The 26,506-nt window shown below is 41.6% G+C and carries 30 protein-coding genes; 20 read left to right on the top strand and 10 right to left on the bottom strand.

Going from position 1 to position 26,506, the window contains the following annotated elements:
- Positions 1-23 precede the first annotated feature (23 nt).
- Positions 24-1,220, top strand: coding sequence for a PLP-dependent aminotransferase family protein (locus tag AB685_RS15745; RefSeq protein ID WP_047971546.1), 1,197 nt, complete (start codon positions 24-26; stop codon positions 1,218-1,220).
- 207 nt (positions 1,221-1,427) lie between these two features.
- On the opposite strand, the gene AB685_RS15740 is transcribed toward AB685_RS15745, so the two are convergent.
- The 4 genes from AB685_RS15740 to AB685_RS15725 all read right to left on the bottom strand — a co-directional run bounded on the left by AB685_RS15740 (position 1,428) and on the right by AB685_RS15725 (position 3,461).
- On the bottom strand, positions 1,428-1,958 hold the full coding sequence (locus AB685_RS15740) for a DinB family protein (RefSeq protein ID WP_047971545.1): 531 nt from the start codon (positions 1,956-1,958) through the stop codon (positions 1,428-1,430).
- 74 nt (positions 1,959-2,032) lie between these two features.
- Complete coding sequence (locus AB685_RS15735) at positions 2,033-2,278, bottom strand: hypothetical protein (RefSeq protein ID WP_047971544.1); 246 nt, start codon at positions 2,276-2,278, stop codon at positions 2,033-2,035.
- Positions 2,275-3,072: an endonuclease/exonuclease/phosphatase family protein gene (locus AB685_RS15730; RefSeq protein WP_053073837.1), complete on the bottom strand. Its 798-nt coding sequence runs from the start codon at positions 3,070-3,072 to the stop codon at positions 2,275-2,277. The genes AB685_RS15735 and AB685_RS15730 overlap by 4 nt, the downstream gene beginning before the upstream one ends.
- A gap of 179 nt (positions 3,073-3,251) precedes the next feature.
- A complete protein-coding gene (locus AB685_RS15725; RefSeq protein ID WP_047971543.1) occupies positions 3,252-3,461 on the bottom strand; it encodes a hypothetical protein in 210 nt (69 codons plus the stop codon).
- A gap of 228 nt (positions 3,462-3,689) precedes the next feature.
- Here AB685_RS15725 and AB685_RS15720 point away from each other — a divergent pair, with 228 nt between their 5' ends.
- Positions 3,690-5,480, top strand: a complete 1,791-nt coding sequence (locus AB685_RS15720) for a sulfatase-like hydrolase/transferase (protein WP_047971542.1) — start codon at positions 3,690-3,692, stop codon at positions 5,478-5,480.
- An 85-nt stretch (positions 5,481-5,565) separates the two neighbouring features.
- Here the strand turns inward: AB685_RS15720 and AB685_RS15715 are convergent, their stop codons facing one another.
- Together AB685_RS15715 and AB685_RS15710 are read right to left on the bottom strand one after the other, a co-directional pair.
- Entirely contained in the window at positions 5,566-6,198 is a 633-nt protein-coding gene (locus AB685_RS15715) for a LysE family translocator (protein ID WP_047971541.1), read from the bottom strand.
- A 245-nt stretch (positions 6,199-6,443) separates the two neighbouring features.
- Entirely contained in the window at positions 6,444-7,454 is a 1,011-nt protein-coding gene (locus tag AB685_RS15710) for a DUF3231 family protein (RefSeq protein ID WP_047971540.1), read from the bottom strand.
- Positions 7,455-7,472: 18 nt separating this feature from the next.
- Here AB685_RS15710 and AB685_RS32385 point away from each other — a divergent pair, with 18 nt between their 5' ends.
- Positions 7,473-7,598, top strand: a complete 126-nt coding sequence (locus AB685_RS32385; RefSeq protein ID WP_277814291.1) for a hypothetical protein — start codon at positions 7,473-7,475, stop codon at positions 7,596-7,598.
- Between the two features lie 11 nt (positions 7,599-7,609).
- Here the strand turns inward: AB685_RS32385 and AB685_RS15705 are convergent, their stop codons facing one another.
- Entirely contained in the window at positions 7,610-8,809 is a 1,200-nt protein-coding gene (locus AB685_RS15705) for a helix-turn-helix transcriptional regulator (protein ID WP_241773314.1), read from the bottom strand.
- 206 nt (positions 8,810-9,015) lie between these two features.
- Between AB685_RS15705 and AB685_RS15700 the strand changes: the two genes are divergently transcribed.
- The 4 genes from AB685_RS15700 (at position 9,016) to AB685_RS15685 (ending at position 12,320) form a co-directional block, all read left to right on the top strand.
- Positions 9,016-10,326, top strand: coding sequence for an MFS transporter (locus tag AB685_RS15700; protein ID WP_047971538.1), 1,311 nt, complete (start codon positions 9,016-9,018; stop codon positions 10,324-10,326).
- Between the two features lie 38 nt (positions 10,327-10,364).
- Positions 10,365-10,865 carry a GNAT family N-acetyltransferase gene (locus tag AB685_RS15695; protein ID WP_047971537.1) on the top strand — a complete coding sequence of 167 codons (501 nt, stop codon included), beginning with the start codon at positions 10,365-10,367 and terminating at the stop codon, positions 10,863-10,865.
- A 226-nt stretch (positions 10,866-11,091) separates the two neighbouring features.
- Entirely contained in the window at positions 11,092-11,715 is a 624-nt protein-coding gene (locus tag AB685_RS15690) for a YdcF family protein (RefSeq protein ID WP_198530522.1), read from the top strand.
- 23 nt (positions 11,716-11,738) lie between these two features.
- Positions 11,739-12,320 carry a hypothetical protein gene (locus AB685_RS15685; protein ID WP_047971536.1) on the top strand — a complete coding sequence of 194 codons (582 nt, stop codon included), beginning with the start codon at positions 11,739-11,741 and terminating at the stop codon, positions 12,318-12,320.
- A 115-nt stretch (positions 12,321-12,435) separates the two neighbouring features.
- On the opposite strand, the gene AB685_RS15680 is transcribed toward AB685_RS15685, so the two are convergent.
- Complete coding sequence (locus AB685_RS15680; protein WP_047971535.1) at positions 12,436-12,876, bottom strand: cell wall hydrolase; 441 nt, start codon at positions 12,874-12,876, stop codon at positions 12,436-12,438.
- Positions 12,877-13,086: 210 nt separating this feature from the next.
- Between AB685_RS15680 and AB685_RS15675 the strand changes: the two genes are divergently transcribed.
- Both AB685_RS15675 and AB685_RS15670 read left to right on the top strand, forming a co-directional pair.
- The gene (locus AB685_RS15675; RefSeq protein ID WP_047971534.1) at positions 13,087-13,521 is read left to right on the top strand and encodes an NUDIX hydrolase; all 435 of its coding nucleotides are present in this window, start codon (positions 13,087-13,089) and stop codon (positions 13,519-13,521) included.
- A gap of 23 nt (positions 13,522-13,544) precedes the next feature.
- A complete protein-coding gene (locus AB685_RS15670) occupies positions 13,545-14,042 on the top strand; it encodes a GNAT family protein (protein ID WP_047971533.1) in 498 nt (165 codons plus the stop codon).
- 78 nt (positions 14,043-14,120) lie between these two features.
- Here the strand turns inward: AB685_RS15670 and AB685_RS15665 are convergent, their stop codons facing one another.
- A complete protein-coding gene (locus tag AB685_RS15665) occupies positions 14,121-14,663 on the bottom strand; it encodes a hypothetical protein (RefSeq protein WP_047971532.1) in 543 nt (180 codons plus the stop codon).
- 201 nt (positions 14,664-14,864) lie between these two features.
- On the opposite strand from AB685_RS15665, the gene AB685_RS15660 reads away from it, so the two are divergent.
- The 3 genes from AB685_RS15660 (at position 14,865) to shc (ending at position 18,081) form a co-directional block, all read left to right on the top strand.
- Positions 14,865-15,062: a hypothetical protein gene (locus AB685_RS15660; RefSeq protein ID WP_047971531.1), complete on the top strand. Its 198-nt coding sequence runs from the start codon at positions 14,865-14,867 to the stop codon at positions 15,060-15,062.
- Positions 15,043-15,480: a hypothetical protein gene (locus AB685_RS15655; RefSeq protein WP_128755880.1), complete on the top strand. Its 438-nt coding sequence runs from the start codon at positions 15,043-15,045 to the stop codon at positions 15,478-15,480. Before AB685_RS15660 ends, AB685_RS15655 begins: the two co-directional genes overlap by 20 nt.
- Before the next feature lie 699 nt (positions 15,481-16,179).
- On the top strand, positions 16,180-18,081 hold the full coding sequence (gene shc, locus AB685_RS15650) for a squalene--hopene cyclase (RefSeq protein ID WP_128755879.1): 1,902 nt from the start codon (positions 16,180-16,182) through the stop codon (positions 18,079-18,081).
- A gap of 88 nt (positions 18,082-18,169) precedes the next feature.
- Here shc and AB685_RS15645 read toward each other — a convergent pair whose 3' ends face one another.
- On the bottom strand, positions 18,170-18,583 hold the full coding sequence (locus AB685_RS15645) for a VOC family protein (RefSeq protein WP_047971530.1): 414 nt from the start codon (positions 18,581-18,583) through the stop codon (positions 18,170-18,172).
- A gap of 88 nt (positions 18,584-18,671) precedes the next feature.
- Here AB685_RS15645 and AB685_RS15640 point away from each other — a divergent pair, with 88 nt between their 5' ends.
- The 8 genes from AB685_RS15640 to AB685_RS15605 all read left to right on the top strand — a co-directional run bounded on the left by AB685_RS15640 (position 18,672) and on the right by AB685_RS15605 (position 26,046).
- Positions 18,672-19,325: an RNA polymerase sigma factor gene (locus AB685_RS15640; protein WP_047971529.1), complete on the top strand. Its 654-nt coding sequence runs from the start codon at positions 18,672-18,674 to the stop codon at positions 19,323-19,325.
- A gap of 74 nt (positions 19,326-19,399) precedes the next feature.
- Entirely contained in the window at positions 19,400-19,969 is a 570-nt protein-coding gene (locus tag AB685_RS15635) for a hypothetical protein (protein ID WP_047971528.1), read from the top strand.
- A 60-nt stretch (positions 19,970-20,029) separates the two neighbouring features.
- Positions 20,030-20,731 (top strand): DUF2711 family protein, encoded by a 702-nt coding sequence (locus AB685_RS15630; protein ID WP_241773313.1) that lies wholly within the window; start codon positions 20,030-20,032, stop codon positions 20,729-20,731.
- A gap of 138 nt (positions 20,732-20,869) precedes the next feature.
- Positions 20,870-21,847 carry a YncE family protein gene (locus tag AB685_RS15625; protein WP_047971527.1) on the top strand — a complete coding sequence of 326 codons (978 nt, stop codon included), beginning with the start codon at positions 20,870-20,872 and terminating at the stop codon, positions 21,845-21,847.
- Entirely contained in the window at positions 21,844-22,527 is a 684-nt protein-coding gene (locus AB685_RS15620; RefSeq protein WP_047971526.1) for a response regulator transcription factor, read from the top strand. Before AB685_RS15625 ends, AB685_RS15620 begins: the two co-directional genes overlap by 4 nt.
- Positions 22,524-23,909 (top strand): ATP-binding protein, encoded by a 1,386-nt coding sequence (locus AB685_RS15615; RefSeq protein WP_047971525.1) that lies wholly within the window; start codon positions 22,524-22,526, stop codon positions 23,907-23,909. Before AB685_RS15620 ends, AB685_RS15615 begins: the two co-directional genes overlap by 4 nt.
- Before the next feature lie 267 nt (positions 23,910-24,176).
- Positions 24,177-25,556, top strand: coding sequence for a PepSY domain-containing protein (locus AB685_RS15610; protein ID WP_047971524.1), 1,380 nt, complete (start codon positions 24,177-24,179; stop codon positions 25,554-25,556).
- Between the two features lie 19 nt (positions 25,557-25,575).
- Complete coding sequence (locus tag AB685_RS15605) at positions 25,576-26,046, top strand: FixH family protein (protein ID WP_047971523.1); 471 nt, start codon at positions 25,576-25,578, stop codon at positions 26,044-26,046.
- The last annotated feature ends 460 nt before the right edge of the window (positions 26,047-26,506 follow it).

Raw genomic sequence — 26,506 nt, 5'->3', positions numbered from 1 at the left:
AATTGGAAAGGTGGTTGGTACCAATGAACGCGGAATCCTTTTTTCCTAAAAACATCAAAGTAGCCCTACAAAATAACCCTCCCGGCGAATGGATCCCGTCCGTTCCACCTAGCGCTATACGGCTGCATTCCGGCTACCCGGCACCTGAACTTGTCCCTTTTAAGGAACTGAAAGGTGGAGTTTCTCAACTCCTGGAAGAGGAAGAAGACCTTCCACTACATTACATAGGCAGTCCCAAAATAGATAAGCTTAAAGAATGGATACAGGTAAGACAGGAAGTGAGAGGTATGCCTGTAAAAAATGACGAGCTTTTAATCACAGCTGGTGCCTGCCAAGCAATTGATCTAATTGCCCGTATTTTCCTTGATAAAGATGCTGTTGTAGTGGTCGAGTCACCAACGTACATGGAGGCACTCGAGATTTTTCAAAACTACACAGAACAAATCATTACCGTTCCGGTTGATAAGGACGGCCTCCAAACAGATGATTTAGCGCAAATTCTTGCAAAAAGAAAACAAAAAGGGTTAACGAAACCAAGCCTTCTTTACACCATTCCAACCTTCCACAACCCAACAGGAACAACCATGACAGCCCAACGTAGGAAACAAGTTCTGAAGCTTGCCGAGGAATACGATTTCTTGGTATTGGAGGATGATGCATACGGTGAGTTAGGGTTTTCAGGCAACCCGAATACGCTAAAATCAATGGACATGAATGATCGGGTCTTATATGTTGGTTCCCTATCCAAAGTGATCGCCCCGGGTATGCGAATCGGCTGGGTCGCTGCAACAAGCAAGTTCATCAATGCCTTGTTCTGGTTCAAAAAAGACCTCGACCATCCGTTTGCTCAGGCAACCATGGCTACCTATTTGAAAGATACGGACTTTGAAGCGCGACTCCAAACCTTGACCAAAGCCTATCAGCAAAAATGTAAAGTGATGCTTGAAGCCTTGGAAGAATACCTCCCAAAAGGGGTCTCCTGGTATGTGCCAGAAGGAGGTTACTTTGTATGGGTGAAAATCTCGGGTGTGGATACAGGGGCACTTCTGTCTCAGGCACTGAAGGAAGGCGTCTCTTTTCTACCTGGTAAATACTTTTTCCTGGACCAGACAGAAGGAAGTGAATACCTGCGTCTTTCATTCAGTTTTGAGAGCGAAGAGGAAATTAAAAATGGAGTACAGAAGTTAGGCAATGCGGTAAGAAACTGGAAAATAAAATAGCTAAGAAACGTACTTTATTCTTGTGGCTTATTACACTGGCTTTCCATAGAACAACAATGCGTTATCCCAAAAACAGCTGGAAAAGGGATATGAGCATTACGCTGCTCAAAGTGTTTTAATGCTGCTTTTATTTCCTGTTTTAGCTCACTTTGATGAGGGCAGATAAAGAACGGTACTCTTGCTACTGGAGCAAAAGTACCGTTCTATTTATTCAATCTTATAATCCCGAAACTCTCTCAGCAACTGAAAGATCTGCCCACGGTGATGAGCTTCGTGTTCAACCAGATGATAAATCACCCACTCAGGTGTCACATCATATTCATCTAGTACCCGAGCCTTGCGCCAATCCTCCAAATCCATGGAGCGGAAGTGGGAAAGAAGGACCTCCCTGACTTTGCTAAGGCGGTGAAAATGATCCTCAAGACTATCACCCTCGACGTGGACCAATTTCCCGTCCGGCCAACCATCCAGCTTGAAAAGAGCGTTGATTTCTGGATCCCATTCTTCTTTTTCCATGACTTCTCCATATAGCCACCCAGCCTCAACATAGGCGATGTGGTACAAAAGGGACCCGATCGACTGTCTGTCCCCGCTTTTTTTATCCAGCTGGGTTTGACTGATTCCAGTTAATCTTTTGGTAAGGTTTGTGCGAACATCTTCCAAGCACCATAACGAGCGGCCGATTTCAGGTTCATAGCCTGGTAGGGACGTGACATGTAAAGTGGTTTTAGTGGTCAATACTAGTTCCTCCCCATCTTAAAATAAGAGTATACAGTAATATACTCCATTTCCCTCGGATTCCCTGCAAGAACTTATCTAACTACAAAAAATGTGACACTCAACAGAAAAGAAGCTAATGCAAAACCAAAAGCTACTCCATATATGGGAAAGCCATTAGTATGTCTATTCCCTAGCATTAGATTCCCCATGGAAAGAGTAACAACCAATGTGAGCAGAAGCGGGAATATATCATTTTTGCCGCTGAATCCTGCCCAGATAAGAAGGATGGTTGATAGGACCGTCAGAACTAATAAAAGAAGCTGTACTTTACTTTTCATCGCTTATCTCCTTTTAACTCTACAGTGGACAACACCGGATAGTGGTCCGATGGAAATTCTCCATCAAAACTGTCCCTGATAATGCTGGTAGACAGAATCTCCGCCCCGTTAGCACTGAATATGTAATCGATTGGACTGCCTGCTGTTCCACCTTCGTATGCATGAAACGTCAGCCTGTTTTTCATTTCATGGGCTGTAAATCCAGAATAGCAACTATCCATACATGAGACTTCCTTTAACGTGTCACTCTCCGGCACATCATTAAAATCTCCGGTTAAGATAACTGGCAGCCGCTTTTCGCTATCCTTGCTAAGTATGACATTATGGATGAGTTTCAGACCTTCTTTCCTGGCCCGCTCCCCCATATGATCGAGATGCGTATTGAAAAAACGCAGAACAGGGTCTGTATCTTCTTTAGGTATAAGCTCCATCCAAGAGCAGACTCTTGGGTAATGAGCGTCCCACCCGATACTTCCAATCTCCTTCGGGGTTTCCGAGAGCATGAACGAGCCTTTTTCCCTTATGGTAAAAGTGGACTTTTTAACAAAAACAACAATAAATTCACCGGTCTCCGTGGATGTTATCCGATTGACAGCATAAACGTCATAGCTTTCCTTAAAACTCTGTTCAAGCCACTTCAACATCGGAATTGTTGCTTCTTGCATCCCGATAACATCAGGCTCGTACTTATGAATGATCTCTGCAACCCAATGTTTTCGATCCTCCCAGTTATAAGGGTCTGATGGAACAATAACACGCAGATTAAAGGACATGATTGTGTAAGTAAGACCCATGGGCTTTACCTCCTCTTTAAACATTAATAACTATTTCGATAAAACAAAGTGGAGTTCCTGCAATAAGGGGTCGATTCTATAGATCTCCAGTAGCAATGGAGACCTTTCAATGGAATTAAAAAAGTGCCAACTTCCCTTAAAAAAGAGAATGGCACTTCGTTTCGAATATTTGTTATACGTTACCGTGCCTCTTTAGGCGGTTGGCATACATCACACTTGCGTTGGTTATTATTTTTGAATTTCGTAAAAGTTTTTTCAAAGTTGCTGCCACAAGCACACTTAAATAATAACTTCTGAGAAAAACCATGATATTCCGTCGATAGCAGTTTACTTTCCGAATTCTTCTCAACAAATTCATTGATTTTCCCAATGGTCCATCGTTTATTCATTCTCTAACACCTCCATCATTTATCACTTGGCGGAGGCTTTTCTTGGCATCCGTTCCATAAATGTAGAAATTATCTTAAGGTTCATATTATAACATGATGGCACTCCATAAAATAGATGGTAACATTTGTGCCCTGCATATGATAGACCAATTATTCTCATCTAATCTCCACGCCTTGCGCATATAGTAAAGAGTAAACTGAATGAACTGAAAAGGTGGAGAAACAGCGATGGGAAAAGAATCACACTCCAAAAAGAAACCCAACTTTCTTATATTAATGGTCGACCAGCAACGGTATCCAACTGTTTACGAAAACGAGGAACTCCGAAAATGGCAACGGGAAAACCTCCTCACACAGGAGCTCCTGAAAAAAAACGGCTTCGAATTCACCAAACATTATGTCGGAAGCACCGCCTGCTCTCCAAGCAGAACTACCCTTTACACAGGGCAATATCCATCCCTTCATGGGGTGACCCAAACAAGTGGAGCAGCGAAAACCTCTTTTGACCCAGATGTGTTTTGGCTCGATCCCAACACCGTCCCGACAATGGGAGAGTACTTCCGGGCAGCGGGATATAGAACCTTTTGGAAAGGAAAATGGCATGCTTCAGAAGAGGATATCCTCATTCCGGGAACGAAAAACGCTCTGCCTAGCTACACCTCCACAGGTAGACCTGATAGAAGAAACGTAGGAAAATATCTCGCATCCAATCGCCTTGGTGGTTACGGCTTTGACGGCTGGGTCGGACCAGAACCGCATGGCACATCGCCAAGGAATTCCGCAAGCTCGGCAGCAATCGGCCTCAGCGGAAGGGATATCATATATGCCCAGGAAACAGTGGAGCTCCTTCAGTCCTTTGAGGATGATTGCCACAGCGACTCCTCGCCATGGTTTGTCATGTGTTCACTCGTCAACCCGCATGACATCGCAATCTATGGCATCTACACAGAACTCAGTCCATTGTTCAACTTTGAAATCGATCCGACTGTCCCATTCATCCAACCGCCGCCAACTGCCGACGAATCATTAAGCACCAAACCGACCGCCCAAGTGAGCTACCGGGAAACCTACCCGAAAGCGCTTCAGCCGATAAGGGATAACGTAGCATATAGACAACTCTACTATTCCCTGCAAAAGAAAGCGGACCAGGAAATGCTAAAAGTCTTTCAAACCTTGCAGGACTCCACTTTCTATGAAAATACCATCGTCATTTTCCTGTCTGATCACGGAGAACTGCTTGGCGCGCATGGCGGCCTCTACCAGAAGTGGTACAATACCTACGAGGAATCTATCCACGTACCACTGATTATCCACAGTCCGAAGCTCTTTTCAGGAAAAGAAACGACCGACATGCTCACGAGTCATGTCGACGTGTTGCCGACAATGTTAGGACTCGCAGACATTGACGCAGAAGAAATCCAAAAACAGCTCAAATGTAACCATACAGAAGTCCACCAACTAGTTGGCCGTGACCTGGCACCACTACTTATGGGAAAAAATAAATTCTACCGTGCCAACGAACCACTCTATTTCATGAGCGATGACGACGTCACCCAAGGCCTCAACCAAGTATCTGCAACCGGAGAACCTTACCATTCCGTTATTCAACCTAACCACACCGAAGCAATCATCACCAAACTCTCTACCGGCGAGAACGGCACAAAAGAAATATGGAAACTTACCCGCTACTATGACAACCCGCAATTCTGGAGCAATCCCGGAGTGCAAAACGTCACAACAACCCAGGTATCCCAATCAACCACCGGTGAACACGTAGACTGTGCTCTATGCATCACAACAACCAAAACCAGGCCAGTTCCGGAACAATACGAACTCTACAACCTGACCAAAGACCCGTTGGAAGAAACCAATCTGGCGTATCCAGCGAACCGAACACCGGAAACCATAGCTATTCAAAAGCTACTGATAGTTGGCCTCGAGGAACAATGCAGGCAGAAGAGACTGGAGCCGTCTAGTGGGGATGTGCCGGGAATCCCGAGTTGTAAGACGAAAATGTGATATAAATTAGTAATTTATTTAGAAAAAGTAAAAAAACCAGAATGAAGGGGATTCCCATCTCATTCTGGTTTTTATGCTTACTGATTTATCTCTCCACTTTTTCCAATGCCAACTTAACACCAAACCCAATCAACACAGCACCTGTAATGGATTCGATAACAGTAGTGGTTCTTGGTTTCTTCATAAATGCACTAATCTGATTAACTAGATAGATATACAAGACGAACCAAATGGCGGTCAGGATGGCGTAGGTGAGTCCCATTAGGAGAAATGGGCCGATTGTGCTTGTTCCCGTATCCACGAATTGTGGAAGGAAGGTCAGGAAGAAAACAGCCACTTTCGGATTCAGCATGTTGGTCAGAAATCCTTGTTTGAAGTAGGACTGGTTACCATATTTGTTTGTAGCAGTGCTTTCATTTAGGTTCTCAGATTTCTTATTCCGAAGTGCCCAGATGGTTTTTACCCCAAGGTACACGAGGTATATAGCTCCGACATATTTGAAGACGGAGAAAAGGAATGCTGATTTGACAATGATGGCAGATAGGCCGACAACGGCTGCAATGGTATGGATGAGGATGGCGCAGAATGTCCCGGATATGGTTTTCAGTCCGCCAGTCCTTCCTGCTGACAAAGTATTTTTAGTTGCGATGGCGGTGTCAGGACCAGGCAAAATGATAAGAAGGATACTCATAACCACAAATAGAAAAAAGTTCTCCATGTTGAAAACCCCATTCATCAAGAAATTTATTAAGATTCATTCTAACAGAAATCAGAATAATTGGAATGTATTTTTCTGAATCCTAAAGCTATCTTTCATACTTTACTTCATGTAAGGAATATGACCGATTATTTAATCTTTGAAAACCCCAAAAAACCCCCACTTCAAGCACCCTATTCTAGGGGATAAGTGTGGGGGGCGTTCCATTCTAAATGAGTTAAAGAACTAATTAGTTCCTTCTTACATCATTTTTTTTTTGCCAAGTTACTATGATCTGTTGCTAGAGGAGGCTGTTCCATCCACTCATTTTCTATTAACAGTTTCATGCCGTCTTCAGCTAAAATTCCGACTTCGGCAATCATTTTTGCGTAATTCGCTACTAAATCCCTTCGTTGGCTTATCGACATTGCCTCGCCGTAATAACCAATAGCAGAAGAGAGTAGTGATGCTACATGAAACAACATAAGCTTATCTGAAAATGGAGGAATTGTTGAATCCGTCACTTCTGATTCAAATGTCCTAGGAATGTGTAAATTATCTTCAATTAACATAGAAGTTAATACTTTAAGGTGATCGTTGCAGAGTTTCCTAGACCTTTCCATATAATTCCTAACTTCTTTAGATTTAGCAACTTGACTGAATCCTAATTCTAGGACAGCCTTTGTCATTGTTTTCTGCAAATTAAGATAGGTACCACTTATTTCTATTGCGCTTATTGGTCTGCGTTTTCCTAACCAACCAGTTAAAAAGGTTTGTTTCTTTATAAACTCCACTTTCTGTTGATTGTTAAAACTAGGTGGTTTACTAATAATTCCTTTTTCATTAAGGACTTTAGTAGATCTATCATACAATTCCAACGTTTCAGAAATAACTCCAATAAAGTATTTCCTCTGATCTTCCCGAGTGACATTTCCTATTGCACCTGCATATCTAGTCAATCCGTGAATAGCCATGATATGAAGGTAAACTAGTATATAGGTATCGGTAAATAAAGGAGGTGCTTCTACGGTAACATCTTCATCTGTAAATCCTATTGGTATAGGATACCCTTCTGCTGTTAAAAATTCTTCAACCTTTTGAAGGTGTCCTTCCGTTAGTTCAAAGGCATATTGAATCACTTGATGAATATCTGTATCTTGAACATAATTTAGAAAATAACGAAACATACAGCGGGCTAAACTATCATTCACATATTGGGTCCAAAGGTTTGCTAGTTCTGATGCACTTATCTTAGTTTTATGGTCGCTGGTTTCCATATAAGTACCTCCCGTATTTTGTCTAAAATAGTATATCCAAATGAAGGTAAATTATATGGGGAAATGGGATATGTATCAAATGAAGAGGCTCTTTTGACCCAGCAAATAGTGCGGAAATCCATAGAGCATCCAATCATCTTATAGAAAAAAACTTTTTAATGAGCAGTCACTTTCTCAAACACCTGTAAACTGAATTCCTTCCATTTGGTATCAGGTAGGTGCTGGAAGTTTTCGACTGCCTTTTCAGCGAACGTAACTGCTTCTTCCAATCTGCCAAGCTCCATCAGGATCAGCGCCTGATAGGATTCTTTTAGATAGAAGTTGGAAAGATCTATAGGGTGGTGGATGTCAGGAATAACCACTTCTTCAATATATTGCAGTGCCTCTTCCAATCGACCGAGATAGTAAAGTGCTTTTGCTTTTTCTAGAATGAACCACGGGCTGTAATAATCCAATAAATCCCCGGAGGAGAGGCAAGCATCAATTTTAATAAGTGCCTCTGTATATTCCTGCTTTTCCGTAATCAAATCAATGATCTCGAACAGTTCACAAAAGTAAATCGAGGAAGCATGGTCCGCAAACTCTCCGTACTGCTTCAATTTTAGCAGGTAGAAATCCTTCTCTTTCTTATTCCCCTCCATCAATGCATGTGCGGCTGCCAGGCGGTATAGGTCATCAATCAGGTAGAAAATCCGTTTTTCCTTGGAATAGGCAAGCGCCTTTTCCATCGTTTCGATGGCAGCCTCCGAGTTCCCTACTGCATACAACATAATCGCTTCACTATAATCAAGGTCCAGTCTGGCCATGGGTTCAATGTAAGTATGATTTGCTTCAATTTCCTCCCGTTCAGCCATAAATGTTCTAAGCGCATCATGATAGTTGTGCTCAAAAAAAGCGATATTCGATCGGAATATTCCGATGGCAGTGCGATTGGAAGAGATATTCATCTGATCGAACATGTCAGAGGCTGTCTTCAGAAGGCTTTCCCACCCTGGTCTGTTTTCCCGTTGAAGGGCATAGCTGTAGATTTCCATCAGTCTTGCACTTTCATACCCATTGGAAAGTTTCCCGATATGGGGGTCAATCAGTTCAATAAGCTGCCTATATTTATCAGGAGACTCCTGGTTCCTGAAAGGGGTGTTAAAAATCTTTTCCGCGCGCTCCAATGTTTCCCGCAATTCCTCTGAGCTGACCTCCCCCAATAGATCTGCCATATCTACCCCAAGTTGCTGGGATATATAAGTGAGGCTTTCCATAGATGGTTTCGCCTTGTTGTTTTCAATGAGACTGAGCATACCTTTCGTCAACTCGGTCCCTGCAAGTGTTTCCAACGTCATCTTTTTATGTTTTCTCATTTTTCGTATCCGGTCTCCAAGCATTTGTACAAGCACTCCTTGGCTAATATTATTTTGTTTAATTATATTAAACTTTCTCTTGAAATGGAAGAGCTATGCGCGATATGATTAGTTTAATTAAATTAAACTTTCTCTTGAAATGGAAGAGCTATGCGTGATATGATTAGTTTAATTAAATTAAACTTTTGGAAAACGGGGTGTTTTTAATGGAAGAAAGCTATAAACTGAAAAGAGCCACATATCATCTGTACACCTTTATGATCAGTAAATTGATTTCCACATTCGGGGCGCAGGTATATGCATTTGCCATCAGCTTCTATATATTGCAGCTTACCGGATCTGCGACAAGCTTTGCGACAAACCTTCTCTGTAATATGCTCCCACGTACACTTGCTGCACCGTTTGCCGGAGCTATCACCGACCGTTATTCCAGAAAAATGATTGTCATCGTCTCACAGATTACCACTACTCTGGCGATAACAGGCCTTCTTATCTACACCCTTACATCAGGACTTTCCCTCTTAGCGATTTACATTACAACCTGTATCTTGTCTTTAACTTCCATGTTTTCGGGAATTGCATTTACGTCATCCATTACAGGGCTTATTGATCGGCCGCGAATCCAAAAGGCGATGGCCATGAATCAAATGGCAATCTCTTTTGCCGCAATAGGGAGCCCTGCAGTTGGTGGACTACTGTATGGAACCGTCCCTATTCCTGTTTTTCTTATTATGTTTATTGTTGCATCCATCCTTGCAGTCATTTTGGAATCGACCATGAATTTCCGCCTGTTTTCTGCCTTGACCACAGCCAAAGAGGAAGGGGAGAAGAAGGAATCCATGTGGCAGAGTATGAAAGCTGGTATAAGCTATTTGCGTTTTCAATCTACGATCTTGGTTATGCTCTGGATCAGCTTGCTCATCAACTTCCTATTTGGCGCTTTTGAGGTGGGGTATTCCTTTATCCTAATTGAGAATCTGAAAATGCAATCACAGCATTTCGGATTCACTCAAGGGGCTCTTTCGCTCGGTATGCTTCTGATGTCCATTTATTTTTCCGCTAGAAAAGAAGTTCGATTTCCGCTTCTCGTCTCCAAGTGGGGGATCGTGTGCATTGGTGCAGTCATGGGGGCAATTTCTCTGCCACTTATTCTCTCAATGGGATATTGGGCGGTATTCACCTATTATATGATTCTAATGTTCTGTTTTGGTTCTCTAATCATCATTATTAACACACCACTGCAAGTGATGTTTCAAAAGACCATTGATGATGAATATAAAGGTAGAGTGTTTTCTATAATTGAAACCATGTCCATGGCGCTCACCCCACTTGGTATGGTGATCTATGGCATTTTGTACGATTTATTCCCGGGCGAATGGATATTGCTCCTATCCGCAGGGATGCTCATTATTGTCACGCTTATCATGGCCAGACCTTCCGTCATCCGCAAAGTACACCCCGAAATGGAAGGGGAAAAGGCTGTGCGTGCCGTGGAAACTGGAACGGTAGCTCGTTAAAAACGGATGAAATCTTCAACGAAAGGAAGGAATCGCCAATGAAAATTACGGAGACAGATCGGCTAATACTACGTTTGTTAACTGTAGATGACGCAGCGTTCATCTTAGAACTTTTAAATGATCCGTCATGGATACAAAATATTGGGGATAAGGGTGTGAAAACCCTTGAAGATGCCCGGAAATATATATTAAGCGGACCGGTTGCGATGTATGATCGCTTTGGTTTTTGTCTGTATTTGACCGAACTGAAAGAGGAGGGAAGCCCGATTGGACTCTGCGGTATCATCAAAAGGGATGTATTGGAAGATGTAGATATAGGATTTGCCTTTCTTCCGCGTTATTGGTCAAAAGGTTTTGCGTATGAGGCGGCGTCCGCGGTTATGGAATATGGAAGAAGTGTTCTTGGTCTGAAACGGATAGTGGCGATAACAGCGCCGGATAATCACAGTTCAGCAAAAGTGCTTGGAAAATTGGGGTTGAAATTTCATCGGATGATAAAATTCCCGAATGATTATGGAGAGGTTAGGTTTTTTGAGTGAGTTTGTGACTGTATGAAGAAGGTTTTGTGAACAGAACAAGGGATACTTAATAAAGAGAATTAATCACGTTGGCTCTTTGTTATTGTTTTCCCATTGAATCCAGATAGCTGACCTGAAAGCTTTTTCTGAAAATCAATAATAAATAGACCGATTTAAAAGGGAATCCAAGGTTCGATGTATAATGTATAGAGAGAGCGTTCGACACGAGCCATCATGGAGGAGAAGTATGAAAATACCTATTTCGCAATTGGATTCCAGTAAATTGACAGACCAGCAGATGACCGACCTGCTTTTCAGTAATATAAACGACGACAACAAAAGTGGAGACTGCATTTTTGTGGCAGGTAGCAGCAAGGCGGTGGAGTACCGGTTGCCGCCAGCGGTCCAGCTTTATAAGGAAGGGAGAGCAGGTAAGATATTGTTTTCCGGTGGAGTCGTGTGGGATGATACCGGTTTGACAGAGGCTCAGAGTCTTGCCGAAAAAGCCATGGAGCTTGGGGTTCCGGCCAATGATATCCTGATTGAAAACCAGTCTCTCCACACAAAGGAAAACGTACTGGCTTCCCTGTTGGTATTGGACAGAGCCTTCTACCTGCATAAAATCAACCGCCTGCTTGTGGTGACAAGTCATTATCATATGAGGAGGATCCATCTCACGCTCCGTACTTATATGCCGGACTGGATCGACTATTCCCTTTGTCCGATCAACGACAAGTCCACAAGGGAGGAGAACTGGTTCCTCAATCCCTATGGCAGACAAAGGGTGGAAGCTGAATCGGCCAAACTGATCGGCTACGTGAAACAGGGGGTCATCATGGATCAAGAGATAGAACTCACAGGAATTTTATAAACCATTACATCAGGAGGTACACCTTGAAAAAGAATTTATCACTACAGTTTCCATTGGACCGAAAAGATTACACTGAACTATTCGAATACATGCCATATTTCAAATCAATTTTCAAGCTTGCTACAGTAGGAAATCTCGTTGCACTGTTCCTTTTTTGTACATATAATATCATTGCTAATTTTCAAATCGCAGTGGACGGGGTGCAGTTTCTCATTCTGAACATCGTAACAGTTGTTATCGGGTTAGTGTTATACTTTGTCATTCTGTTTTTGACGAGGACGTTTTTCCGGAAAGTCATTGAAAAAAGAAGCAGGAAGCTCTACAACCTCTACTACGATACTAATCCCACCTACCAAATTGGGTATGACCCCCGCTTTGATGCATTCGTACTGGGGAAGGAAAAGAAGAAGATTCCAGCAGACCAATCTCTCACCGTCTTCTCAACAGAAAACAACTATCTGTTCTATGTAGGAAAGGGGCGGGGCCAAGAGGATAAATTCCTTCTGCCAAAAGACGGTTCCAAAGACCAGCAGTTAAAGGTAGATCGCATTATCATTATGTTGGAGGAGAAGGGAATCGAGATTAAAGAGGGCAAAGGTATCTAATATCAAAAAAATACTGCAGGACCAATGCTACAAGTAGATTGGATTTGCAGTATTTTTTTAAGAATTATAGAAAAAGCTTATCTCGCTTCAGATAAGCTTTCCATCTAGAGAAATTCTAACCCCTATAAACACTGTCACACGTATCGGCAATCGGTTCGTAATAGCAATGTTGTTTGAATTGCCCCGAAAAAGGCTGGTCATACCACGTTGGAGGACATGGAGCATATGGGTTAAAGTACCAAAGGGCGAATTTAGCCGGATGTTCCCTCCAAAAGTCCAAAGTTTTCTTTGCTAGTCTTTTTTCCACTCCTCTTGCTCTGTTGTAAAAGACATTCCCTTTTTGAACAGCCTCAAAAGAGTAATTCCCACCTTGTACCTGGTAGATGACCTGCGGAATAGTCCTTACTTCTTTGAAGTCCAGACAATCCGCTATAGCACGGTTCACGATGACGTTCCCAACGTATAGCATTCCTTGCTTTCCTTCACCCTCGGCTTCTGCTCGTATCATTCTGGCCACTAAGGCCAAGTCTGAATCTGTGTATTTTACTCTTGCCATTTTTCTCACCCCACCATATTGTATGAAAAACGCCTAAATTGTTGTCAGTATATATCATTGTGTTTATCTTTTTCCTATTGTTGGGTTATATGTGTAAGAGTGGTAGAATAATAGTGGAAAATTTTATGGTTATTGGTGCAAAAGGTGAATCCTGATGATCTGGAATAGCGAACATAGGGAGTTTGTCTAAGAAAAAGGTAGGTGAGAGCATTGAAAAGAGTAGATGTTGCGTATGTACTACTGTTCGATGTGGAAAAGGAAAGGGTCCTGATGGTGAAAAATTCCGGGGTGAATGGTTCTTATTATACATTACCAGGTGGAGCGGTAGAGCCCGGAGAAACCATTCAGGAAGCGGCTGTTCGTGAAGTGAAAGAAGAAACCGGATTGGATGTGGAGGTTTTTGGAATTCTTTCCGTTATGGAGGCATTCTTTGAGGTGAGAGGCCACCATGCTGTCTTTTTTACTTTTACAGGGGAAATTGTTGGTGGAAATATAAATATCTCCATTCCGGAAGAGATAGAGGAAGTTACCTGGATGGATATGGTGGAGGCTGAAAAGCATTTACGGCTTCCTGAGGGAGTGAAAAGTCTATTGCAAAGGACGGTCCCGTATAGCTTCAGGGGGAGTGTACGGGATATTCTATAAAAGAAATAAAAGGGGATAAGTAGATGCAAATCAGAGAAATCATGCTAGATGACGCCGAGGCTTTAACAAACCTTATAAAAGAGGTGGAAGCAACATCCGATTTTATGCTGATGGAGGTAGGAGAAAGAAAAATCACTGCTGAGCAACAAAGAGTTCACCTAGAACGTATTCAGCAGCAGAGTAACTCCACTATTTTAGTGGCTGAAATTGATGGGAGATTAGTAGGCTACCTGTTTGCTATAGGTGGGTCTGCCAAGCGTACTATACATTCTGCCTATCTAGTCATTGGAATACTGGAAGAGTATAGAGGAAAGGGAATTGGGTCGAAGTTGTTCGGCAGTGTGACAAGATGGGCTGAAGAGCGTAATCTCACTAGACTGGAACTAACGGCTGTAACAGAAAATGAGGCAGGCGTTGCCCTATATAAGAAAAACGGCTTTGAAATAGAAGGGACAAAAAGAAGGTCGCTCATCATAAATGGGGTTCCTTATGATGAGTTCTATATGTCCAAATTATTATAAAGATTAGTAACACGTGTCATAAAGGCAGAGATGGAATTGACTCTGCCTTTTATAGTTTATCTCTCCCTCATAAAAGTCCTAATCTTTCAACGTAAAGGGGAACCCATAGGTTTTACTCAATTCCATCAACTGCAGTCTTAAGCTTTGGACATTATCTCTCAGATCATAAGTCTTTGTAGTGTTATCTTTAAAATGAATTTCCAGGCTCTGTTCTTTTGTTTCGTCATCAATGATTAAATATGCCTTATCAACATCTTCCCAGCTATATTGTTGTTCCTCATTAAAGGGAGAATCAATTTTAGTTAAACCGTTAATACCGAGGACGGTAACTGGTTTGATTCCAATAAACATGATTGAAAAAGCAACAATAATACATGCGATACTAACAAGTATTTTGAGCCTGTAGTAAAAAAAGGATATAACTGCCCCAGTAATCAAAAGGATACATGCAATGGCAAAGTAAGTGTATGTCGTTCCTGGAGTTTCAACAATCCATACCATGCTGCCTCCATAGATACTTTTGTGAATATAGTATGGAAGCAACCAAATTATAACTGGTGAAAAAATAATTAAAGAAATCGCTGCTACCATAAAGTAATGACGCTTTTCGTAGTTTTTCATTCTTCACGCCCCCTTTTTATAAATTCTACGTGCCGGGGAGCATTAAGTTTCGGGAAAACCGAAAAATAATGAAGATTATAAAAATATGTAACTTTGAATAGATCTAAACGTATAACTTACTAAGTAACTGTAGGAGGGGTTTCATGGTTTGAATGGAAAAGTATTTCGAAATCCCAACACACAAACAAGGAGGAATTATAATTGATCTGGTTATTTATCATCGTACCTATAGCCATACTTATCGGAATTACAATCTTCTGGGATAAGAAAAACAAGGGGATGAATCATCCTCCAGATGTGAACAAAGGCAATAAGAATATTGAATCTGAAACAACCAGAAACCAGTTTAATCAGTATAACAACCACGGTGGAGGAAGCGATGGCGGAGGATCGAACTAGAATGATGGTCGACACGCAAGCAAACCATGAAAACATGAAAATCTTGAAGGCTTCCAAAGATACCATTGGCAGCCATTTGAAACTTGAAGTTACCCTTCCAGATGGGAGCATAATAATCCGGTTTGGGCTGGATGAAGTGGATTATATAAAAATAAGAGATATCGTTAAAAAGAATCATTTTGATAGCCTTGAAGCGGAGTATCATTATGAGTTACTGCCTTATATTGGCGTAAGCCTTGATAAGCAAAAGGGTGAACAGAAATTCATAGCGAACGTTCGATGTGTGCAGGGGCAGAAAGCTGCAAGGATAGAGTTTGAGTGCTCGGAAAGGTTTGCAGGGAATATGGAATGGTTTAAGAGGGACGTAAGGTGTTTGAGGGATTTAGAGCATCTGAAGTGGGAGAAGTTTAAAGTATGATTGACGGAAAGTTCTGCTCAGGAATTGGAATGGACAGATAAACTCAAAAAGTGGTTTGGAGTAAGATGAAGAAAGGAAATAAAATTATTATTTTCATCACTCTACTGGAGGCAGGTCACACCCCAAGTATGAAAACCCTATTTAAACAGGATTGTCTAACTGCTTACACCCCATATTATTAGCAATGATTGGTTTCCTCCAGTTTTTAGTGATGTTTAGTCCAACAGTAAGTGGGTATAAACACAATTGAAATAGGAGGTTTTTGTTTATGAAAAACAATAGAGAATCGTCTTGTTAAGTGAATTTGAAATCCGTTTATTAACCAGAGAACTATACCATGTTTTAAACCAATTAAGAAACTGTTTAGATACTGAATTAAGATTTGTATTATATGACGATATTGCATTACTATCAAAAGCAATTGATAGCCAATGGAACGAGGGGAAGTGAAATTAATGTCTGCTTTATTCACCTGGATGTAAAGTTAAAGTAAACTTTATAATTGGTATGGTGAAATGATGCACTTTTCCCTCATTCTTTTCCACACTTCCCCCGACATCCCCACTGACGTAGTATAATCACAATATTTAAATTGAGTAATTGGTCTTTCTAAAATGATATAGGCTACCACTCACTCTTCTAAAAAGAAGGAAGGCACATAAAGTTATAGTATGACGTGCACACATTCTGGAGGGAAGAATGAAGATAATTGATAAGGTAAATGGGAAAATGAATAGTCTGACAAGTGAGCTGTTGCGCAAACAAGCCAAGGATGGGTCCTGGAAATTTTGCTTTGAAGGAAGCATCATGACAGATGCCTATATGATTATCCTTATCCGAGTATTGGAAATTAAGGATGAAGAGGATTTGGTAAGAAGGCTTGTTAATCGGATAAAAACTAAACAATCGCCAAATGGAGCCTGGAAATTGTATGAGGATGAGAAGGATGGAAACCTCAGTGCCACCGTGGAAGGGTATTTCGCTTTATTATATTCAGGATATACAGAACGGAAAGAGCGCAATATGCGGAAGGCGGAGAACTTCATCAATCAGCATGGAGGGCTTTCAAGTTGTGATTGGCTGACAAGGATGATGCTCGCTCTGAACGGACAGATAGAATGGCCGGGCATTGTGAAAAGCATACCGATTGAGATCATGCTCGTGCCGAAATGGGCTCCAATCAATATCTATCATCTAGTGGGATATGCCAGAGCCCACTGGGTACCAATTATTATCAGCAGTAACCTGAATGCATCCCTTGTTACCGCACAAACTCCGAAACTGTCACATCTTCAAACAAGAGAAAGTGGTTCAGAGGATTACCGCCTGTTAGAAGAGATGAAGCTTCTAAGTCACTATGTGAATAGTGCAATGAAGAAGCTGGCTGCTTCACCAGAACTCCTTCGAAAAAGAGCCTTCACCAAGGCCGAAAATTATATCTCGGAAAGAATCGAAGAGAACGGCACCTTGTATAGTTATTTTAGTGCCAGTTTTTTTATGATTTTTGCCTTTCTGGCACTGGGATATGACAAGAACCACCCTAAAATTAAAAATGCGTTCAGGGGAATGAAATCCTATATTTGCAGTACACATTCAGACGACAAGTTTTTTGTACAGAATTCCCCTTCAACAGTCTGGGATACTGCTTTATTAACTGGAGCTTTAGTTCAAGCAGGAGTTCTTGTCCATCACGAAGCAATGATGAGTGCTGGAGAGTACCTTCTTTCCAGACAGCACCACAAGTACGGGGATTGGGCGTTGAAAAATCCTGATGCACCTCCGGGGGGCTGGGGATTCTCTGATATCAATACTCTCGTTCCGGATGTAGATGATACTACAGCAGCTTTAAGAGTTATTACACTCTTGGCACATTCGGATGAACGATATAAAAGTGCTTGGAATAAAGGGGTAGAATGGCTCCTTTCCATGCAGAATGATGATGGAGGCTGGTCGGCCTTTGAAAAGAATACGGATAACTACCTACTCTCATTTGTCCCATTTCGCTATGAGGACAGGGTATTTTTCGATCCATCGACTGCTGATCTGACAGGAAGAACCCTCTATTTTCTTGGTGAATACACCACCATTCCCCAGGATTCGGAAAAGATTCTCGAAGCAGTGAAATGGCTTAATTATCATCAAGAAAAGGATGGTTCCTGGTACGGACGCTGGGGAAACTGCTATATCTACGGGACTTGGGCCGCAGTAACCGGACTGAAGGCAGTAGGTGTTCCGAGTACAGATTCCACCATCACCCGGGCTGTAGAATGGCTGCTTTCCATCCAAAATGAAGATGGAGGATGGGGCGAGTCCTGTTTTAGTGATGTGAGGAATAAATATGTCCCACTTCATCACAGCACGCCCTCCCAAACAGCATGGGCGCTTGATGCCCTCATCTCAGTATCGGAATCGCCAACTCCACAAATCGAAAAGGGAATACGTACACTATTAGATTTAATGGAAACAAATGATTGGAGAACCGATTATCCTACAGGCGGAGCGATCCCCGGTGGCTACTATATCCATTACCATAGCTATAAGTATATATGGCCATTGCAGGCGCTTGGGCATTATCGGAATAAGTTTGATTTAAAAACTTGAATGAAATTTGTTAAATAGAAATACTTCTTTCCACTTTAAGAAAATAAAAACCCCCTGCCCTTTAAGAAGTAGGGGGTAGAATGTAGCATCAGCTTTTTTGTAGTTTTTTCACATTATCCCGGTGAAAAGAAGATTGAATATCTTCAGTTACTACACTAAAAGGATTTCCATCCAAATCAAAGAAATCGAAGCCCTTCATCCCACCGAAATCTTCTATCTCAGTCGTTATCACGCCCTTATCATTTAATTGCCGATATGTTGCATCAATATCTTCCACTATAAAATTATAATAGACATTTTTATTAGAGCCTTTAATAGTAAACTCTGTAGGTTGAGGGCTCTCCACTTGAACCAAACCAATTTGAGTTGGACTATTTGGAAGATAAAAGCCTGCTCCTTCGTCCCATTCACCGATTTTTGTCATTCCTAGGTTGGATTCATACCATTCGATAGATTTTTGTAAATTAGTAACTGGAATAAAAATACTACCCACTTTAAACATAAACTCACTCCTTGACTTGTTTTCATTTTTATAACGGATATAATAGTGAAAAAGTTACAAACTTTGTAAAAAAGTTGGAGGAGAGAAATTGGTATTCGATAATTTAGAAGCGACGATTAAGAAGCTTTATAGATATTGCCTCAAACTTTCCGGTTCATCTTGGTGGGCGGAAGACTTAGTTCAGGAAACTATATTAAAAACGTATAAACTTTCAAAGGAGAATCCTGGCCGCGATCTATCTGTTTCCTTCCTCTATACAACTGCAAAAAACCTGTTTATCGATGAACTTAGAAAAAATAAACGGGTAGAATATTTTGATGGAAAAAATGAAGTAGGTACATATGATTTTACCGAGTATGATAGTTTAATTGAAATACTTTTAGCTACACTCCCTTTAAAACAGGCTATACTTCTAACATTAAAAGATGTATTTGGCTATTCTACTAAAGAAATAGCGTCGATGCTAAGAGTAAGTAACGAATCCATTAAAACAGCACTACACCGCACAAGAAAAAAGCTAGAGGCTTCAATGTTGGAAGAATATTATGGGGATGATGTTGGTTTACCAAACAAAAAAATTATCCAAGGTATTTCAATTGCCATTAAAGAATCTGATCCCAATCGTTTATTTTATTATTATCGTATATTAGAAGCTCGTAATTATAAAATTTTTCGGACATCCAGTAAAGAAGTCTTTCACATAGTTGATCCAGATGGAAATGTTCTAGAGATTAGTAAATGAACAAATTGGTAGTGTAAACAGGGGGAAAGTAATTTGAAAAGGTTAATAGAAATAATGATTGTCATCTCTTACTTTTGTTAAGTACAGGGTGCTCCAATATTCGTAAGGCAGAAACACCTACCATTTCCATAAACGAGAATTCTGAGTATGAAACTACTTTTAATGAGTTGAACCTAGGCGTTGTAATGGATTTTGATTTTCATTTGCCTGATGCTGATAAAAGATGGGTCAATCTATGGGTGGAGAGATATAAGGATGGTAAAAAAGATCCTGAATCCTTAACTCACTTATCATATGGTAGCATTCCCTCGGACAGTGAGGAAGGAAACCTAGGGTTTGGCATGATCAATCCGAATGCAGAAGACACCATGGTTTTCCTTTACGGACCTGGTGTGAAGGTTCAACCGTCTAAAATCGATAAAGAATTCAAGACGAATATGATCAGCACATGGGATTATGCCATAGGCAAGGGAAAAGTGAAGCTGGAATTGGGAAAAACTAAGATATTAGCAGCTTATCGGGAATCGGATAGTGATACAGTGAGCACCGTTGACTTTCAGGATATGGAATCGGTAGAGAGAATGATTGAACAAGATGATACGGTACTTCTGCTAAAGATAAAGGTGGAGGGAGTAAGGGATTAATGTGGGAAAGTATCCTATGAAATTTTAGAAGATTAAGGCTAAAAGAAAGGGAGAAGAATATTGATCGAATACATTTGGTTAGACTATAAAACTCCACTTTTAAGTCAGTTACCCCAAAACTTTAAATCGGCTGCTTTTCTCCTTCATCCATTTGAAAAGATGCCCGATGGCTGGGAAGAGTGCAGGATGAAGAACAAACAGGAACGTTTCTTTCCAACAGATGAAGAATTGCTGAGTCTCGGAAACCCTGTGACGTGGGAAGAGGTAAGAAAAGCGAGCGGCTTGGGTAGCTTGGAGGAAGTGGCCATTGCTCTCCAAACATTTATAGGAGCACTGAACAAGAAATATGTAAGGGAAGATCTAAGAGAAAAGTTAACTTCCTATGTGAACAGAAATCTTTATCTTCCGATTGAAGATGTGACCTCTCTATTTCTAGTGGAAGACTTAAAGAAGGTCCTAGCTTCAAGAGGTGCAAAAAGCCTAATTTACTCCGATCCAATCTTAAATATAAACGGTACATTGGAGATAGCAACGGTTACACCAATGGCAATGAGAAAATTAGCGTACAAGGAATTAATGATCGCAGATGAAAACTACGATTTTGCTTTTATGAATAAATTTGACTCCTTTGAAACAATCTTGATGTCAAAAGAGGAGAACATAGGCAATATCATTGAAGCGGTGAATTTAGAAGCGATTATTTGTGATAGTAATACATCTATAGATTGGTATTTTGATGCATTACGCAGAAAGCCGATTTAATATAAAATCTTAGGGAATTGAATGATAGAAATCTACAAGGTGATTCTAATTATAGGATCGCCTTTTTTGTTTGCTCACACTTTATTCACATTTTTGGAGTAAAATAAGGGTTAATATTTCTGTTTAGGAGTGTTACGGATGAAAAATCCTTTTATTATAATAGCTACAATATTGGCGGTGGCCTTATTCGGCTGTACAAGCTCTGATATCTCATTGCCGAAGCCAGTGACAGATGAGTCGACCATCTATGTCACCCATCTAAAAGAGAATGCCATTACAGCCTTGGATCTTTCCACTGGTAGTCAGGAGAAAGTAAGTCTGCCCTTCAGATTTTCATCGATAGTGGAAATGAAACCAGGGATATATCTGGCTGCTGTTAAAGAAGAAGAAAGTCTTTATGAGATCAATTTAAAAGAGAATAAAGTCTCTCCGATCATGGATATAGACGTGGGCATTCTTGAAGTACTTTATGATGAGGAAAGCAGACTGCTTTATGCTGGCAATGGAAAGACAAACAAGATACAAGTGATAGATATCGAGAAAGAAGAGATTACTCAGGAGGTCAGTGTGGGGGAATATCCGTCCAAAATGTTCCAAGATGGGGAGCGGTTATTTGTGCTTGCTGCAGGAAGCGGGGAAGTATATGTGATGGATACTTCTACTAACAAAATAACAAACTCCTTTTCGGTGAATGAAAGACCGGAAGGGTTACATTTTGATGGAGAATTAGTTTGGACCGGCGGACATGGTGCTACCGGGGAAATGAATGAAAAAGTATTCGCCTACGACCCGGACACAGGAAAGGAAGTAAAAGCTGTGAAAACGGGGTTGATGCCAATCCAGATTTCACAGGTGACCGGAAATTCTTCCATCTATGTGCTCAGCCACGGAGATCACAGCCTGTCAAAAATAAATGCAGACAACTATGAGATGGAAAAGAAAATCAATGTTGGGGATAATCCAAGCTATATGATTGCCGATGGGACCAACTTGTATGTGTCAAGCCTTGATGGTGATGAGGTGTTGGTTCTGGATAAGGATAGCTTGGATGTTGTAGATGAGTATGACATCCCGAATGGTCCCTTTCTATTATTTAAAGGAGGCGATGCAGAATGAAGAACGCCTTTCAAGTATTAGTGGTGGATGATGAAGCGGATATGAGAGAAATGCTAGGGATGTATCTCCATAAGGAAAACTATCAAGTACTCCATGCTGAAAACGGGGAGGAGGCTCTGGAAATCCTCTATGACCATGAGGTGGACCTGATCATCCTTGATGTGATGATGCCGGCCATGGACGGGTTTACTGCCTGTAAAAAAATCCGTGAAAGATACATGATGCCGATCCTGATGCTGACAGCTAAAAGTGATGAATGGGACAAAGTCAAGGGGCTGAAGCTTGGAGCGGATGATTATGTGATGAAGCCCTTCAGTCCTAAGGAGCTCTTGGCAAGGGTGGAGGCATTGCTGCGCCGGTCCAATCAGGCATTCTTTGATGTGGTTTCCCATTCGGAGATAACGGTTCAGAAAAGTGCCAGACAAGTACTTGTCGGAGGAGACAGAGTGAACCTTGCAAGACGGGAATATGACCTATTATTATTTTTGATGGAACATGAAGGAAAAGTCTTTTCAAGAGAACAGCTCCATGATGTAATCTGGGGCTTGGATACTGAGAAGGGTTCGTACCGCACCGTGGATACGCATGTGAAGACCTTACGCTTCAAACTTAAAGATGCAGGGTCGAAAATAAAAACGGTATGGGGCATCGGATATAAGTTTGATGGAGAGGAAGCATGAAGCCTTTATCCATAAGAAATAAAATCTGGCTGACCATCATTTCGGTATCTGTTCTGACCATCATTCTTGTGGTGGTCGTTTCCTATTATCTATACCAGACATTGTATATTGAAAAGCAGACGGATATGTTGATGAAGCAAGGTCAAGCCTTGGAACAGGTCTATTATACGAACAGTTCAGAGGATTTTGCACAACAGTTGGATTGGTTGGAGGCAAGCTCGGAAACCTATGTCATTTTTACGGATGACCCGATGCAGCTTGCAAGTGGTGCACCTTTTGACTCTTTTGCAGAAGAGAACCTCATAACCTTTACCGAAAGGCAGAAATTGCTGAAAGGAGAGACATTGACTTTTACGAAGTTCCATACCGGATTAGGCCAGGAAATACGTGCTGTTGTCATCCCGTTAAGCATGGATGATAGACTGGAAGCCGTTATATTTCTATATATGCCACTTACGGCAATTACCGAAGCCTTTCAGCCGATCAGAAATTTCCTGCTGGTTGGGATGGTTCTTTTGATTCTGCTTCTTGCTTTTGTTGGTACTAAAATTACGAATAGGCTTGTCCGACCGATTAAGCAGATGGAAAGAGTGGCAAAAGATATTGCGCAAGGTGACTTTTCCAAGCGCTTGGAGATAAAAGGGGAGGACGAGATGGCTAGCCTTGGTAGGTCAATCAATACGATGTCATCTAATTTGGATGAGGTGGACAGAAGCATGCGTGAGTTTTTGGGCAATGTCTCCCATGAGCTGAGGACCCCGATAAGTTACCTAAAAGGATATAGTGAGGCGTTGGATGAAGGAATCATAACAACTGAAAAATACACAGAGACTGTCCGAAAAGAAACCGACAGGATGAACAGACTCGTACACGACCTTCTCGATCTTGCTCAACTGGAGGGAGACTCGTATCCGATTAACAAGGAACCGGTCATATTGGCCGAGGTTGTGAAAGAGGTGCTTGGGAGGTTCCAGTTGCAACTGAACGACAGGCATCTTGTTACCGAGCTGGACCTTGATGAAGAGGTAGTGGTTAATGGGGATAACAGGCGGTTGGACCAGGTGATTGATAATCTTGTGAGCAACGCCATAAAATATTCTCCAGACAAGCGAACTATCAGGATTTCTGTCGTGGAAGGAAAAGGCACTGCAATATTAAAAATCGAGGATAATGGGATTGGAATTCCAGAAGATGATGTTCCATACATTTTCGAAAGATTTTACCGTGTGGAAAAAGCCCGGACAAGAAAAAGCGGGGGAACTGGCCTGGGCCTATCGATCGTGCAGCAAATCGTGAACAAGCATGATGGAAACATAGAGGTGGATTCACAATTCGGAAAAGGTACATTGGTCACAGTGGAAATTCCGTTGTTTCGTTTTTAGTTCGGTTTAAATATGCGATTGATTTGAGTAACCAAGCTGGTGATTGTAGCACAGGGCGAAGACTCCGACGGGAGGTAGCGGTTAGTTGAGACCCCGCAGGCTTGTCGAGGAGGCTTAACAGACGCCCCGCGGAAAGCGAAGCCCTGTGCGGAAATCAACAGCGGCGTTTAGCGTTTACCGGCATATTATTTAATAATCCTTCATTCTTTTTTCACAAATGACCTTCAGAATAAAAGCATACCAAGAAAAACCTGAAGGAGTATGCTTATGGAAAATCCAACAAACCAAGAAAAGAGCAAAAATCAGACCAGAAATGGCCTCTACCATACAATGTGGAGATGGCACTTTTATGCTGGGATCATTTTTGCTCCTTTTTTAATCATTCTGGCATTCAGTGGTGCCGTTTACTTATTTAAGCCGCAAATTGAATCCTATATGTATAAGGACCTTTATTTTGTAGAAGAAACAAAAGAAACAAGCCTGTCTGTTAATGCACAAGCGGAAAAGGTAAGAGAGGAATATCCGAACGCTTCCATCACGGCAGTGTCGGTGTTTGATCAGGAAAATCGCAGTTCCAAGTTTGCCACTATGCAGGACGGAAAGCCTGTCAGTGTCTTTGTGGATCCCTATTCCGGAAAGGTTATGGGAGATCTGCCTGTTGAAAAGGAACTGATGACCATCTTTAAGAAAATGCACAGTGAACTGATTGTAGGAGGGACGGTTGCCAACCGTTTCGTGGAGCTTGCGGCATGCTGGGCAATCATTCTTTTATTAACAGGCTTGTATCTGTGGTTCCCGAGAAATCGTGCTTCCATATGGGGAACTGTATTACCAAGATTAAGAAGCAAAGGCCGGGTGTTCTGGCGTGACATGCATGCGGTTCCAGCATTCTGGTTGTCCATAGGTCTCCTGATCTTGATTTTGACAGGACTACCATGGTCCGGGATGATGGGCGAACAGATCAATCGATTGGCAACTGCTACAAATACTGGGTATCCGGCATTTTCCTTCAGTTTTGGAGAAAAGCCTGAATCGGTAACGGTTACCAAGGATGTTGCAGAAGATGTACCATGGGCTGCGGAAAATGTGCCGGTACCAGAATCGGTAAACAATCAATATGTACCAATAACATTAAATGAGGCTTCCGGAATTGCCGGAATGAAGAGTATCCAAAAGCCATACACCATTTCCATGCCTCAGGGAGAAAGTGGCGTATTCACCATTGCCACCTCCCACTCCAGACCGTTTGATAATGCTACACTGCATGTCGACCAGTATAGTGGAGCAGTGCTGACGGATGTCAGGTATGAGGATTATGGTTTGATGGGGAAAGCAATCACATTAGGTATAGCCCTCCATGAAGGGAAATTATTTGGCTTGGCTAATCAGTTGCTAGGGCTGTTATTGTGTGTCGGTCTAATCGGAATGATGGTAAGCTCCCTTATTATGTGGCGAAAAAGAAAACCTGACAACAGCTCGGGGGCGCCGGGACGAAATGCGGACATCAAGACAAAAAGGGCAGTTACCATCATCATGTTGCTACTAGGTCTTGTCATGCCGTTGGTCGGTATCTCCATTATTGTGGTTTTATTAATGGATAAATTGGTGTTTGTGAGAATAAAACGTTTAAAAGCCTGGTTAGGGTAAGGAAGGTGTGGTTTGTGATATGAAGAAATTAATGCTAGTTTTTGTACCGTTATTATTGCTGATGGGATGTACAAGTGTACCTGAAGAGAAAACCTCTCTGGAGATTGTGGAAGTTAAAATGGAATTTCCAGAAAGCGTGAAAGAAGATGAGGAAGTTGTAGTTAAGACCCTTGTAACGCAAGGAGAAGAGTTTGTGGAAGATGCGCAGGAAGTGCAGATTGAGATATGGAATGTGGAGGACGGGAAAGAGAACAGTGAGCTTCTTGATGCGAAACATACTGGTGACGGTGTGTACGAAGTGAAGCACTCTTTTGGTAAGAAGGGCATCTACCGTGTTCAGTCCCATGTGACGGCTCGTGATATGCATGTCATGCCTACCAAGCAATTAGTGGTCGGGGAACTTAGTCAGGAGGAGATTGACGCTATTTTGGAAAGTGAAGCGGTAGAGGAAGAGCATCATGATGATGGTGATCATGGGCATCATCATTAAGTTTTGACTTTAGAGATTTGAGACACAGCTCCATTTGGGGGGATGAGGTGAAAAACCTGTTCTCTGAATGGGGCTTTTTTAAGTTGAAAATAGGAGCTCCCAGTTAGGAGTTTGTCGGGTCCTAAACATTATACGGAAGAAAAAGGTGATGAAACTATTAAAAATGAAGGGAGGAAAGTAAAAAGAGAGGGGAATTCGTCCAGAATGAGCATATTTACTAGAGTTTGAGCTAATGTTAGGTACCCCTAGTAGGTATATGTTAAATTAATTCAGCGTCATTGAAAATAATCCGGCGTTTTTGAAGTTTATTCCGGCGAAAACCTCCATATTCGAGCGAAAATCTAATTATTCCGGCGTTTTTTGATTATAATCGGGCGCACAGGAAAAAGAAGCGAAAGAAAAAGTCCATATACCCCCTACCTATATTTTGGTTGAGCTCCGCCAGTAATATAGTTTCTTC

It is taken from the genome of Bacillus sp. LL01, assembly GCF_001037965.1.
This window is presented reverse-complemented; position numbering and strand designations above follow the sequence as displayed.